The following is an 11,310-nucleotide window of genomic DNA, read 5'->3' on the forward strand; positions in this document are numbered from 1 at the left end:
CGGTCACTTACCGGGCGCCGGTGTCCACCGGGCGCCCGGAGCTGATCCAGCCGGCGGTCCCGCCGGCCACCGACACCGGTCGCGCCCCGGCCGCGGTCAGCGCCTCGGCCGCCTTGGCGCTGCGGCCACCGGACTGACAGATCACGTACAGCTCCTGCCCGGCGTAGCGGCCCGGGTCGGTGATCACCCGCTCCAGCGGCACGTTCACCGCGCCGGGCACGTGACCGGCCGCGAACTCCTCGGCCGAGCGCACATCCACCACCGCCATGCTCGGGCGGCGCTCCACCGCGAACTGCTCCACATCAACCTCGCGCATCAGCACGACGCATCACCTCCTCATCAGGGATACCCGGGGGGGTATCCGTCAAACACAGCTCTGCCATCGGGCACAGCCTCAGAACCAAACCGGGGTGAGACCCGGAGACGCTGATCAGGCCAGCGAGAGGAACAGCTTCTCCAGCTCGTCCTCGGTCATCGGCGGCTGATCACCCCGCTCCCGGGCCGCCTGACAATGCCGCATCCCACTCGCGACGATCTTGAAACCCGCCCGGTCCAGGGCACGAGAAACCGCGGCGAGCTGGGTTAGCACCTCGGCACAGTCCCCACCCCCCTCGATCGCCCGAACCACACCGGCCAACTGCCCCTGCGCGCGGCGCAACCGCACCAGAGCGTCACCCACCAGCGCGGGAGTCATCTCCATGTCGCCACCTCCATCCCACCCAACATACCCCCGGGTGTATCTGTTCCGGACAGGAGTAGGGCCCGCTCGTTCGCTGGTCATTCGACAACAGCTCTGCGACGCGGCCACCACCTCCCCGCGGCGAGGCGCCAAGAACGGCCGGCAGCCACACGGAGAGGCCCCCCTCGGCCGACGAGCCCATGGCCGCCGGGCCCAGCTCGACGAAGTCCGCCTCGCCGAGGGCGCGGACCGCCGCATTCAGGTTCGCCTCGAACAGGCTCAGCTCCGCCACGTTCGTAATGTTGCCCGTGGCGACGATCATCAGCCGCCGCGGAGACCCGGACAGCAGGTGCCCGTCCCGGGAGTCGCGATCCGTCCGGGTAGTCGTCGAGCACCTCGTCAATCGTCGTCCCCGACGACAGCAGCTCCAGCAAGATCTCCACTGTATAACGCAGCCCGCGCACCGTCGGATGCCCGTGACAGACCGCCGAATCGGACGTGATGCGCTGCACCCGGGACGTGAGACCGAGGGTACCGCCCGCCACGACCTACACCCGCCCGTTGCGTGCCCCGGCGGTCACGGTCAACGGAAGAGGGCGTCGAGGGTCTGCGCCGCTGCGGAGTCGGTCAGCGGCATCGCGTGGCTGTAGATCCGCAAGGTCGTGGCGGCGTCGCGATGCCCGAGACGATGTTGAGCCTGCAGGATGTCACCCTGCCCGACCAGCACCGTGGCCACGGTGTGGCGGAGCCGGTGCAGTGTGACGTCCGGGTGACCGGCTCGTTGGGCGAGCGCGGCGAACCAGTGGCCGGCGCAGCTGGTCGTCAGCCGGGTGGTGTGGTCGAGTCGCCGGGAAACAGCCACGGCCCGAACCGGCCCCCGTCCGGGTCGTCGTGCTGGTTGAGTTCGGCCCACCCGCGCCAGGTGGCGACACTCGACCTCCACAACCGCGCGGTGGTCGCGCCGAGGGTGAGCCGACGGTTCCGCCCGCTCTTCGTCGGCCCGACCATCTCGTTCGAGGTTCCGCGGCTGATCGTCAGGACGTCGCCGTCCAGGTCGTCGAGCTGCAGGCAGCCAGTTCGCCGCGCCTGGCGCCGGTGTCGGCGGCCAGCCGCGCCAGGAGCAGGATCTGCTCGCCGCGATGGATCCGCACAGTGGCCGGTCGCGGCGGGTCGGCGACGTGCGTTGTCGGCCTCGCTGGCAGCGACCTGCAGGATCCGGCAGACCGCGTCGACCGGTGCGTGTAGCCGGTTCGACGCTGTGGACGGCCCGCGCATACCCCGCAGCGGCGGCGCGTCCAGGATGCCCTCCCGATACGCCCAGCCCAACGCCGAGCGCAGGCACCGGACCCGGGAGGCCGCTGTCGCCGGACCGACTCCGGCAGCAGCCCAGCCGTGCACCGCCGCGCGCAGGACCGAGGGAGTGACCTGCGAGGCCCGCCGCGTCCCGAGGGGATCCCGGCGCAGCGCTCGAACTATCGACGTGTACCCGACCACGGTCGCCGGGCGCCAGTCGTGCGCGGCCGCCAGCCATCGATCGAGCAGGTCGGCTACCGCGACTCCCGGGGCGGCCCGTCGGCCGGCGCGGACCACATCGGCCTGGGCGGCCCACCGCGCGAGCGCGGCTTGCGCGTCGTCGCGGTCTCCGTGCACGGTGATCGACCGCACCAGGCTCCGACCGGAGACCGCATCCGGGCCGAGTGCAACGCGCAGTTCCCACACGCCGGGCTTGCGCTGGCGCAACGATCCGGCGCCACGGCTTCTGTTCGTCATGCCGGACGATAGCCACGGATCCGCTGAGTCGATAGTCCCGCTGAGCAGCGCGGTGTTGGGACTGTTGTAGGGATGAGCCCGCCGTCGGTCCGGCGATCTTCCATGATCGTCCGCGAATTGCCGCAGGTCAGCGGGGGTGGAGCTATGGTGCGCCCGAAGGGATTCGAACCCCTAACCTTCTGATCCGTAGCGCGCGGACGAGGTTTCCCGTGAACAAGGCGGTACGACTGGTAGCCGAACGCGCTTGAGAGGTGCTGGTGCTCAGCAGTTCGTGGATCAGTTCGTGGATCAAGATCAAATTCGAGTGTCGCCGCGCCGAGTACGCGCGAGCTACACGGATCGACGCTCCGCCTGCCGAGCGACGCCTGTCGTGTTGTAGCGGAAGCGGGCCATCTCGAGTGTGACGCCGCAATCCGCGGCGATCTCGACGGGTCCGTCTCCCCGACGGGCGGCCAGCATCAGAAGTGGGCGAGGAAGCAGGAGCGTCCCACCGAACGCAGTGGCCTGTTCCTCTTCGTCGGGGAGGCAGGTCCGGAAGGGGACGCCGTCGATCTCACGGACCTCGGCGAGCTCGTGGTTGAGGATGGTGTGAGCGAACTCGTGCGCGACGTCGCTGGCGAGCCGGCCTGGTGAGCGTAGTGGGTTGGTCACCACGAAGGTCCGGCCCTGGATTATGAAGGTCGCGGCGGAGAACGCGAACGCCTGCAGGCGCTCGATCTCCTCCAGGCGGTCACGGTCGACGAGTTCGTCACCGCTGACCAGCGTGACGCCGAGGTGCTCGGCGAGCCGATCGAGCGGCAGCGCCGCGGCTGCGCCGAGTCCCAGCTCACCGCGGAGACGTTCGGCCTCGCGCTCGGCCTTGGCCTTAAAACCCCGCGGCAGGGTCACCGCGCACCTTCCTTCGCGACCCGCGCGACGAGCGCGGCGTTCATATCGTCGAGCAGCGAACCAAGCCGCTGCGGCACCCCGGGCCGCATCACCGACGCCGCGCGCAGGTGGCAGGCGACAACCGGCTTCGCGAGTGGGTTGGCCTTAGCGAGGGTCGCGTACATCTCCTTGAGCACACTGCTGATCGCCGCGGAGGCCTCGGTCGTCAGCGCCGGGTCCGCGGAGATGTGGGCAATCGCTTGCTCCAGCGGCTGCTGCGGTCGCTCGGTGACCGGCGAGAAGAACCTGCTCGGCGGCATCCCCAACCAGGCACACAACGCGGTGAACGATGCCAGGTCGGGTTGGGCGCCGCCCTCGACGCGCGACATCGTGCTGAAGCTGACCCCGGCGTCGGCCGCGGCCTGCCGCAGCGACTGCGCTCCCCGTCGTTCCCGGACGAGACGACCGAGCTGGGAGACGTCGAGGCGCTCAACATCGCCTCCGCGCGGCTCCCGGCCGTCGTCGACTGCGGGGGTCATCGTGCGTTTCCCGGCTCGGACACGCCGCGAGAGTAACCGCTCGTCGCAGCTTTGCTGCAACACGGCGTGTCGTAACAGCCTCTTGCTGGTGACGCTTTGCTGCAACACGTACCGTTCCTTGAGCCGCTCCCCGGCAACCCGAGGTAGGAAAGGAACGTGCCATGACCGACACGAGCAACCTCAAGCGCCACCAGGTGCACTTCACCCTCGACGGGCGCAAGCTCGTCGCCGACACCGATCGGATGGCCGCCGCGGCGATCCTCCGGCTCGGTGGTCTCAACCCCGCCGGCTACGACCTCAAGCAGGTTCGACCCGGACACCGCGACCCGATCGACTACGCCGACACCGACGAGGTCGCGATCTCCAACGGCGACAAGTTCGTCAGCGTCCGCCAGACGGCCACGGTCGCGTGATGGACACCGCCTCGACCGTGCCGGACACGGTGATCGTCGACTTCCTCGCCGGTCTTCAACGATGCGGCATCGCCGCCGTCGTGCAGGGCGTGGTCGTCGTCTTCACGGTCGAGGCGGTGACCGGCGCCCGCGCTGGGCGCCCGACCCCGACCGGTGTCCACGTCGACGAGCTGTCGATGTGGCCGCAGTTCCCGCCGCACTGGGTTCACTTCCCCGCGGACGTCGGGTTCTCTACGACCAACGCGAACGCCGAGGACACCTTGCCCGGTTGGGTTCGCCACTCCCGGCAGATCAACGGTTGGGGAGACGCTGCCGAGCCGGCCCAGGCATGGATCGCGCACATCCGCTCTGTTCTCGAGACGGCGAGCTGACCATGACCACTCTGAGCGCCCCGAGCCAGGCCATCCCAGGGTCGACGACCTCCGCGCAGATCGTCTCGGTCGCGATGACCGAGGCGAGCGACGCGGTGCTGCGCGAGCACCTTCTGCGGGCAGACGGGCAGGAAGACCTGTGCCTGGCCACCTACGCCCCGTCGACCGGCAGTCGGCGTTGGACCGCGCTGCTGCGCGAGTTCGTCGAGCCCAAGCCCGGCGAGCGCACCGTGCACCGCAACGTCTCGTTCACCGGCGCCTACGTCCTGCGCGCGGCGACGCAGGCCGCCGCCGCCGGGCTCGGCGTCGCCATCCTGCATTCCCACCCCCGCGGGCGCGGATGGCAGAACATGAGCCCCGGGGATGCCGACGCCGAGCAGTCCTACGCCCACCTGTGCGAGGAGATCACCGGCCTGCCGCTGCTCGGCATGACCCTCGCCGGCGTCGACCAGGCGTGGTCCGCGCGCACCTGGACTAGCACTGGAACGCCGGTCTGGGCCGAGAGCGTTCGCGTCGACGGCGGGCAGCTGCGCGTGAGCTGGAACGACGGCCTGCGCCCGCCGCCACAGGGCCAGGACACCCAGCAGCGCACCATCTCCGCGTGGGGTCCCGGCATCCAGGCCGACCTCGCGCGGCTGCGCATCCTCGTCGTCGGGGTCGGCAGCGTCGGGCTCGACGTCGCCGTCCGGCTCGCCGCCGCCGGAGTGCAGCACCTCGCCGTCATGGACCCCGACCTCGTCGAGCGTCGCAACCTTGACCGGCTCATCGGCGCCACTCGCCGCGACGCGGCCAATTGTCGGCCGAAGGTCGACGTCGCGGTCCGGCTCGTGCGCGCCGCGGCGACAGCCGAACACACCGACACCGTTGGCTACAGGATGAGCATCTGTGACCCGTCTGCGCACACGATCGCGCTGGACTACGACGTCATCTTCAGCTGCGTCGACCGTCCCTGGCCGCGCGCGGTCCTCAACTCCCTCGCCTATACCGACCTCATCCCCGTCCTCGACGGTGGTATCGGCATCGACGCGTTCGACGACGGCACCGGCATGCGCAACGCGACCGTGCGCACCCACGTCCTGCGGCCCGGGCGGCCGTGCATGGTCTGCAACAAGCAACTCGACCCCGCCCTAGTCCAGATCGACCGCCAAGGCCTGCTCGCCGACCCCCGCTACATCGCCGCCGCCGACCGCGGCATCCAGGTTGGCACCGAGAACGTCGCCCTGCTCTCCCCGAACGTCAGCACCGGGCTGCTCAACCAGTTCGTCAGTCTGACCGCCGCGCCCGGCGGCGAGACCGAACCTGGCCCGCTGCGCTTCAGCCTCTCCACCCACGCGCTAGAACACCTGCCGTATTGCTCGTCGCCCAGCTGCTACGTCGAGCGGACAGTTGCGGCCGGCGACGCGCGACCGCAGCTGACCGAGACACCGGGTCGGAGGCGGTCCGCCTGACCGGTGCTGGCGCATGCCCTTTCGCTTCTCCGGCTCCAGCGACGACGTCGCAGCCGCAAATCAGACCGTGGATCGTGATCGACATCGAAGGCCCGGAAACGATCTCGGTCCTGACCGTTGGTGCTGGTCAGAGCCGAGATCCTGTGCGTGCACCCGAAGGGATCCGAACCCCTAGCCTTCTGATTCGTAGTTCGGACGCTGACGTGCGCATGGTCGGTGACGCGGGTGGAAGGGTGCGTCGCAGACATCAAACAATTCTGAGTGGCACCAGCGAGTGACAGTTCGTGGCCGAGACAGTGGCCAGAGATCAACTGCGCGCAGGCCTGTAGACCGCTCGAGGTGAGGTCGTCGTACGGTGTACTGCCGTGGACATCGATTGGGGGCCGTGGTGACGAACGATCACACTGTTCCCCAGATGTACCTGCGGCGGTTCGGACGGCAGCCGACGTCCGGAAGACGCAAGCCGACCATCCTGGCACGCGACGTCGAGCGGCTCGATCATCCGTTCCCAACGAGCATCCGAAATGTGGCCGCGGTGACCGACTTCTACGGCGAGCGCGTCGAGAAGCTGCTGTGCCAGATCGAGGGCGACGCGGTACCAGCGTTCGATGCGATGCTGGACGATCCCGACGGGGCGTTGCCTGGCCCTGACCGCTGGCCGCTCGGCAACGTTCATCGAGAGGCGATGGCGTGGTGGATCGCAGCGCAGATCGTTCGAACTGTCCGTCAGCGGCGACGCCTGTAGCACCTCGCGGGCGACCGCGACAACGCCGACCAGCTGGCCGCACCTCCGACGATCAAATCGATTGCAGGGCGCGATGAGCATGCCCGCTTCATGGTCGCCGAGCGCTTCACCCAAGGGAGCCCGCCGAAGATCTGACCGGCTCGCGCGACTCAGCTGGGTAATCTTCCATCAGCCGTGGGGCCTGGGGTTCAGCGATCTCTGTCTGTGGACCAGCGACGTACCGGTGGTGATCATGAACGGGCAAGGCGATGAGAACCAGCCGCTGGCCGTAGCGCACTGGGAAGTCATCCTGCCGCTGGACCCGCATCGGCTTCTACTCCTACCCGGTGCCCGCGCACGCGACGAGGATCCCCGAAAGCGGGTCGACCATTTGCTCAAGCTGCCCGCCGGCCTCGGACAGGTACCGAATCAGATGATCTTCGATGCCGCCGACACACGGGTATTCTGTCATCAGGACCACGATCCGTATCCCCGGATGTCGCTAACCGGACCGAGACTGCCAACGCCCTGGACCGGCGACACTGCCTCAGGCCTATCGTGGGTCTTCAACTACGAAGCCCTGGATCAGGGTGGGACCGTGCAGCGGCGATGGCTCATTGAACATCCGTCGCCGCAAGATCCAGCAACCAGCCTTTAACCACTACGGCTCGAATTCGACCCCAACAAGCGTACGGCGCCCACTTCGCGGAGTGTTGAGCCGTGGCTTGGCCGACACCGCATCAGCGCGGCACAACACGGGCTTGCCGAGGTTGAACCTGCCACGCCCATCACTACTACGGCAGCAACTCCATTGTGTATCCCCATGCGACTACGCTGTCTGTGTGCGGCAAACGCATATCAGTCGCTAGGAGCGCCTCATACAGTTGCTCTGCCGCCTCCGTATCGATGTCGTCCAGGCGCTTGTAGGCCTCGATGATGATGTGCATGGTGGTCTCGAAGCGCAGCCCCCGGACACGCGCTTGCACTCTGGCGTCGCTGTCATCAATGACCGCGGTCATACCACGCTCCATTGCGCACGCCAGAACCGCACACTCACCGAGATTCTTCGTCGGAGGATCACCCGGCTTTGACGGCATATCAACTTTGATCAGCAGCTGCAGCGTTTGCTCGTTGTCAGTAAGGATGCCGCGCTTCACCCAAGGGAGGCTGTCGATGTCAGGGACGTCGTAACCGAGATCCCGGCCAACCCTAATCTCCGCATCGACGCTGTCGGGGATGAGGATCAGGCCCTGCGGGGCGAGCCGCTGCAGCACATCCTCGCGTTTCGCACGGCAGAAGTGGGTGAAGGTGGACGTGTCCATCACCCAGGGAGCGTCGTCGACAGCCGTCACAGGCTCGCATAGTCCGCGGCGGACTCCACCCGGCGCTCGGGAAGATCATGCGCTTCGAGACCGCCGCGAAGTACTTCCACTACCCGCGCCGCGGACATCCGCCGATCCACGTACGCACCGATTATCGCTGCCGTGATTCCCGGTGATAGCGACGGCGCCTTCAACTCCTCGGCGTCCAACGTGATACCCAACTTGGCGAACTCCCCGAAGACGGGTGTGCGGCCATTCAGCGAGCGGAAATCATCGTCGGTGATCAGGCCGAGGTTCCGCAGGTGGAGAATAATTGCCGACCACGACATCCGGAACGCCGCGGAGACCCGTATCGTTCGGTCGCGTATCGAGTCGCCAAGATGCTGGTTCCAGAGTGCGGTGACTCCCGGCCGAGGAGCCAACAGGTACGCGGCGAAGGAGTTGATCCTCCTCTCTGCGTCATCAGCACTGAGATCATAGGGGTCACCGAACAGCCAGTGCCCAAGCTCGTGCGCCAGCGACATGCGCCGCCGCCCTGGCCGAGCATCCCCGTCGATTACCGCAGCCGCAACACCCTCAGCTACCTCGACGAGGGCGCCGTCAGCGCCGCCGTTGCCCAGCGCTAGGGAACACGAGTAGAGGCCAAACCGCTCTGCGATAGCCGCTAAACCGAGCAGCGGCCCGTTATCTACCCCTAGATGGGACCGCACCTCGTGTGCGGTCCGCTCGGCCTCGGAGTGCGTGCTCGGAGTCCGCCAAGAAGGCTTGTCCATAATCGGAATAATCACATCGGAAGCGAGCAGCGACGCAACGTCACCAGAGAATAGCTCCAGTTGACGGTCCATTCGAGCAGTCACGTCGTGAGCGGGCGCGGCGTCGGTGCGCCGACTAACCACGGCTGGAAGCGGATCACGTACGAACCAGGCCAAGGGGACGTCGAGCGCCGCGGCGATGTTGACCAGCTCCACGGCGGACACCTTGCGTCTGCCTGTCTCGATCCGCCCCAGGGCGGTGCGTTCAAGACCGACACGGTTGGCGAGGTGTTCCTGGGTGACGTCGAGGTCGCCGCGAGCTTGGGAGATTCGCTCACCAAGTACCTTCCCGTCCATATGTGGGATTTTCACACATGTTGTGGCTGGTGTCGATGCGGGGGCTGGACGCCTCGGTTGAGCCGATCCTCCGGTGCTGGTGACATCACCAGAGCGGCACAGCGGATGGAGCGGTGACACAGTCTCCGTCTGCCTGCACGGCGGACTGACCGGGACGTCGGCAGGCGGTCTCCAGACCCGAACGCTTCAGACGCTGCTATCCGGCGCAGACTGTCTGCTGAGCGGCGATGACGATCGCTTCGGCCTCCTCGGTAGTCACCGTGTACGAACCGCCCGAGAACCGCTCGATGGCCTGAGGGATTGCGACGTCCAGACCACGCGCGATTGAGTCGCAGCTGTTCGCCCCTCGTCGCGCCAGCCGTTCCGGGTTCTCGGCCAATGGCGGCGCGATCGTGGCCACCTGCTCGACGAACGCGACCTCCTCCGGCGTGAGTGCGTCCGGGCCGGCTGGAGCTGGTGCGCTTGTCGCAGGGACGGGCGACGGTGTCGCGCACCCGGCGAGGACGAAGAGACCAGCTGCAATCAAGACGAACCGGATGAAGATCACGCTCTCTCATCGCGAGGTTCCGGGCGTCGTTACGAGCATCCGATCTTGCCCTGGACAACACTGCCCGCCCGCGGTTGTAGCGGCCATCACGCGTCAGTCCGGACAACTTGACGGGCCCTCAACACCTGCAGTCTCCGCCTACCTGCGATGTAGCATCGCACTGCCGCGCTCCCCCGCGGTCGACCAGACTTGTCGACGTGAGGGGTGCCCTGTGGGCAGCAACAGCCGCTACGACCGGACCGCGAAGGTCACCGGCCACGAAGCAGACGAAGCCCGCGCGCTGTAAGTGATCGCCGACCTGCTCGACGACTACCCGGGCATCGACGCGCCGGTAATCGCGAGCCGGCTCGGCGAGATCCTGCGCTGCACCGCGATCGAACTCAACGCCGGCCGCGACGTACCCATCGGGATCCGTCGAGCCGTCCGCCACCTCGCCGACGCGGTACGGGTCGAGATGCAGCCGCCCTCATAGCCCCGGCCATGCCGACGGGCACGGGCGCGCCTATCGATCGTTGCTTGTGATCCGGGGCAGGGTCTCAGCGAGGCCGAACAGGTCCACGTCGCCCTGCTCGGTCAGGCCCGGAACGACCCCGATCAGAGTGTCGGCCACGCAGACCCGGTACTCCTGGCGACCGCGATCCATCGCCGCAACGACGAGAGCGTCGGATGCCGCTTCAACCGCCTCCGCCCGCGTCGCTGCGGCACCGCCGGCCAGGGGCAGCACGTTCTCCACTCCTGCCCCGAGCACGCCGAGCGTCCAGGTGATGTCCATCCGCGCAGGATCACGGGTTCGGGGCGGCCGCCTCGGCGGCCGCCCCGAGTTGTCCACAGTTGCGCGGCTACTCGTCCTCGGTGGGGTTCTCCCCCAGCAACCGGGCCGCCTGGCGCCACGCGCGCAGCATCGACGTGTAGGCGGTCGCGTCGCACACCTCCCACGTGACCGGACCGACCTCGATCCGCAGCATCCCCGGAACCGCCCCACCCGCACGGGCCGGCATGAAGGCCCACGTCACGTCCGGCAGCCCGGCGAACCGGATCATCGCCGCAACCGTCAACGGCCCGACCAGCAACGGCCGACGCCCCGCGACCGCCGGGGCCAACGACTGCGCACCGACCGCCGCGCCACTCCATCCGTCCGCGACCGCGCGCGCTGTCACCCCGGCGCGCAGGTAGATCAGCACGGTGCCGAGAGTGAGCCCGAGCTGCTGCTCCGCGGTCCCGACGTAGGCGAGATCGAGCCGTGCCGGTACGAGTCCGGCGGCGCGGACGGTCAGGCTCGTGACGACCGAGGACTTGGTGATCATCCGCGCCTGCGCGGTCGGGCTCGGCTGCTCGACGGTGCGGCTGCGGTCGGTTCGTGCGGGCATGGTGGCCTCCCGATGTTCGTGGGCCTGTCGGCCCGTCCCCTTGGGGTGGCGGGGAGTTGTTTCCCCCGCCGCCGTAAGGCGACCCGGCACGGCCGTCGAGGCTCTCCGTCAAGGGCGGCCGAAGGCCGTCGCGCAGCGACGCGTAGCGCAGCGG

At 68.2% G+C, this 11,310-nt stretch carries 18 protein-coding genes; 6 read left to right on the forward strand and 12 right to left on the reverse strand.

Going from position 1 to position 11,310, the window contains the following annotated elements; translation table 11 throughout:
• Positions 1–7 precede the first annotated feature (7 nt).
• From HOP40_RS06635 to HOP40_RS06665, 7 genes are all read right to left on the reverse strand, one after another.
• Positions 8–316, reverse strand: a complete 309-nt coding sequence (locus HOP40_RS06635; RefSeq protein WP_240157756.1) for a rhodanese-like domain-containing protein — start codon at positions 314–316, stop codon at positions 8–10.
• 114 nt (positions 317–430) lie between these two features.
• The gene (locus tag HOP40_RS06640; protein ID WP_172155646.1) at positions 431–700 is read right to left on the reverse strand and encodes a metal-sensitive transcriptional regulator; all 270 of its coding nucleotides are present in this window, start codon (positions 698–700) and stop codon (positions 431–433) included.
• A 77-nt stretch (positions 701–777) separates the two neighbouring features.
• On the reverse strand, positions 778–1,224 hold the full coding sequence (locus tag HOP40_RS36725) for a DUF433 domain-containing protein (protein ID WP_172155648.1): 447 nt from the start codon (positions 1,222–1,224) through the stop codon (positions 778–780).
• A 38-nt stretch (positions 1,225–1,262) separates the two neighbouring features.
• Positions 1,263–1,592: a tyrosine-type recombinase/integrase gene (locus HOP40_RS06650; protein ID WP_240157757.1), complete on the reverse strand. Its 330-nt coding sequence runs from the start codon at positions 1,590–1,592 to the stop codon at positions 1,263–1,265.
• The gene (locus tag HOP40_RS06655; protein ID WP_172155652.1) at positions 1,502–2,449 is read right to left on the reverse strand and encodes a site-specific integrase; all 948 of its coding nucleotides are present in this window, start codon (positions 2,447–2,449) and stop codon (positions 1,502–1,504) included. The genes HOP40_RS06650 and HOP40_RS06655 overlap by 91 nt, the downstream gene beginning before the upstream one ends.
• 330 nt (positions 2,450–2,779) lie before the next feature.
• Positions 2,780–3,337 (reverse strand): ImmA/IrrE family metallo-endopeptidase, encoded by a 558-nt coding sequence (locus HOP40_RS06660; protein ID WP_172155654.1) that lies wholly within the window; start codon positions 3,335–3,337, stop codon positions 2,780–2,782.
• Positions 3,334–3,855 carry a helix-turn-helix domain-containing protein gene (locus HOP40_RS06665; RefSeq protein WP_172155656.1) on the reverse strand — a complete coding sequence of 174 codons (522 nt, stop codon included), beginning with the start codon at positions 3,853–3,855 and terminating at the stop codon, positions 3,334–3,336. The genes HOP40_RS06660 and HOP40_RS06665 overlap by 4 nt, the downstream gene beginning before the upstream one ends.
• A gap of 161 nt (positions 3,856–4,016) precedes the next feature.
• Here HOP40_RS06665 and HOP40_RS06670 point away from each other — a divergent pair, with 161 nt between their 5' ends.
• The 5 genes from HOP40_RS06670 to HOP40_RS06690 all read left to right on the forward strand — a co-directional run bounded on the left by HOP40_RS06670 (position 4,017) and on the right by HOP40_RS06690 (position 7,469).
• Positions 4,017–4,268, forward strand: a complete 252-nt coding sequence (locus tag HOP40_RS06670; protein ID WP_172155658.1) for a hypothetical protein — start codon at positions 4,017–4,019, stop codon at positions 4,266–4,268.
• Positions 4,268–4,639 (forward strand): hypothetical protein, encoded by a 372-nt coding sequence (locus HOP40_RS06675; protein ID WP_172155660.1) that lies wholly within the window; start codon positions 4,268–4,270, stop codon positions 4,637–4,639. The genes HOP40_RS06670 and HOP40_RS06675 overlap by 1 nt, the downstream gene beginning before the upstream one ends.
• Before the next feature lie 2 nt (positions 4,640–4,641).
• Positions 4,642–6,087: a ThiF family adenylyltransferase gene (locus tag HOP40_RS06680; protein ID WP_172155662.1), complete on the forward strand. Its 1,446-nt coding sequence runs from the start codon at positions 4,642–4,644 to the stop codon at positions 6,085–6,087.
• A 388-nt stretch (positions 6,088–6,475) separates the two neighbouring features.
• Positions 6,476–6,832 carry a DUF4238 domain-containing protein gene (locus tag HOP40_RS06685; protein WP_275691365.1) on the forward strand — a complete coding sequence of 119 codons (357 nt, stop codon included), beginning with the start codon at positions 6,476–6,478 and terminating at the stop codon, positions 6,830–6,832.
• Positions 6,833–7,055: 223 nt separating this feature from the next.
• Positions 7,056–7,469, forward strand: coding sequence for a hypothetical protein (locus HOP40_RS06690; protein ID WP_172155666.1), 414 nt, complete (start codon positions 7,056–7,058; stop codon positions 7,467–7,469).
• 136 nt (positions 7,470–7,605) lie between these two features.
• Here the strand turns inward: HOP40_RS06690 and HOP40_RS06695 are convergent, their stop codons facing one another.
• The 3 genes from HOP40_RS06695 to HOP40_RS06705 all read right to left on the reverse strand — a co-directional run bounded on the left by HOP40_RS06695 (position 7,606) and on the right by HOP40_RS06705 (position 9,789).
• A complete protein-coding gene (locus HOP40_RS06695) occupies positions 7,606–8,163 on the reverse strand; it encodes a PIN domain-containing protein (RefSeq protein WP_172155668.1) in 558 nt (185 codons plus the stop codon).
• A complete protein-coding gene (locus HOP40_RS06700) occupies positions 8,160–9,242 on the reverse strand; it encodes a helix-turn-helix domain-containing protein (protein ID WP_172155670.1) in 1,083 nt (360 codons plus the stop codon). The genes HOP40_RS06695 and HOP40_RS06700 overlap by 4 nt, the downstream gene beginning before the upstream one ends.
• A 196-nt stretch (positions 9,243–9,438) precedes the next feature.
• Positions 9,439–9,789: an ATP-binding protein gene (locus tag HOP40_RS06705; protein WP_172155673.1), complete on the reverse strand. Its 351-nt coding sequence runs from the start codon at positions 9,787–9,789 to the stop codon at positions 9,439–9,441.
• A gap of 286 nt (positions 9,790–10,075) precedes the next feature.
• Between HOP40_RS06705 and HOP40_RS06710 the strand changes: the two genes are divergently transcribed.
• Complete coding sequence (locus HOP40_RS06710; RefSeq protein ID WP_172155676.1) at positions 10,076–10,261, forward strand: hypothetical protein; 186 nt, start codon at positions 10,076–10,078, stop codon at positions 10,259–10,261.
• A gap of 30 nt (positions 10,262–10,291) precedes the next feature.
• Here the strand turns inward: HOP40_RS06710 and HOP40_RS06715 are convergent, their stop codons facing one another.
• Entirely contained in the window at positions 10,292–10,561 is a 270-nt protein-coding gene (locus HOP40_RS06715) for a hypothetical protein (RefSeq protein WP_172155699.1), read from the reverse strand.
• Between the two features lie 67 nt (positions 10,562–10,628).
• Positions 10,629–11,156 carry a hypothetical protein gene (locus HOP40_RS06720; RefSeq protein ID WP_172155701.1) on the reverse strand — a complete coding sequence of 176 codons (528 nt, stop codon included), beginning with the start codon at positions 11,154–11,156 and terminating at the stop codon, positions 10,629–10,631.
• Positions 11,157–11,310: the final 154 nt, after the last annotated feature.

Source organism: Pseudonocardia broussonetiae (assembly GCF_013155125.1).
Classification (GTDB): Bacteria; Actinomycetota; Actinomycetes; order Mycobacteriales; family Pseudonocardiaceae; genus Pseudonocardia; species Pseudonocardia broussonetiae.

What these genes read in the sequence shown, in the direction of transcription:
- HOP40_RS06635 (WP_240157756.1), bottom strand. Translation starts at nt 316, where the DNA reads ATGCGCGAGGTTGATGTGGAGCAGTTCGCGGTGGAGCGCCGCCCGAGC.
- HOP40_RS06640 (WP_172155646.1), bottom strand. Translation starts at nt 700, where the DNA reads ATGGAGATGACTCCCGCGCTGGTGGGTGACGCTCTGGTGCGGTTGCGC.
- HOP40_RS06655 (WP_172155652.1), bottom strand. Translation starts at nt 2,449, where the DNA reads ATGACGAACAGAAGCCGTGGCGCCGGATCGTTGCGCCAGCGCAAGCCC.
- HOP40_RS06665 (WP_172155656.1), bottom strand. Translation starts at nt 3,855, where the DNA reads ATGACCCCCGCAGTCGACGACGGCCGGGAGCCGCGCGGAGGCGATGTT.
- HOP40_RS06670 (WP_172155658.1), top strand. Translation starts at nt 4,017, where the DNA reads ATGACCGACACGAGCAACCTCAAGCGCCACCAGGTGCACTTCACCCTC.
- HOP40_RS06675 (WP_172155660.1), top strand. Translation starts at nt 4,268, where the DNA reads ATGGACACCGCCTCGACCGTGCCGGACACGGTGATCGTCGACTTCCTC.
- HOP40_RS06680 (WP_172155662.1), top strand. Translation starts at nt 4,642, where the DNA reads ATGACCACTCTGAGCGCCCCGAGCCAGGCCATCCCAGGGTCGACGACC.
- HOP40_RS06700 (WP_172155670.1), bottom strand. Translation starts at nt 9,242, where the DNA reads ATGGACGGGAAGGTACTTGGTGAGCGAATCTCCCAAGCTCGCGGCGAC.
- HOP40_RS06715 (WP_172155699.1), bottom strand. Translation starts at nt 10,561, where the DNA reads ATGGACATCACCTGGACGCTCGGCGTGCTCGGGGCAGGAGTGGAGAAC.
- HOP40_RS06720 (WP_172155701.1), bottom strand. Translation starts at nt 11,156, where the DNA reads ATGCCCGCACGAACCGACCGCAGCCGCACCGTCGAGCAGCCGAGCCCG.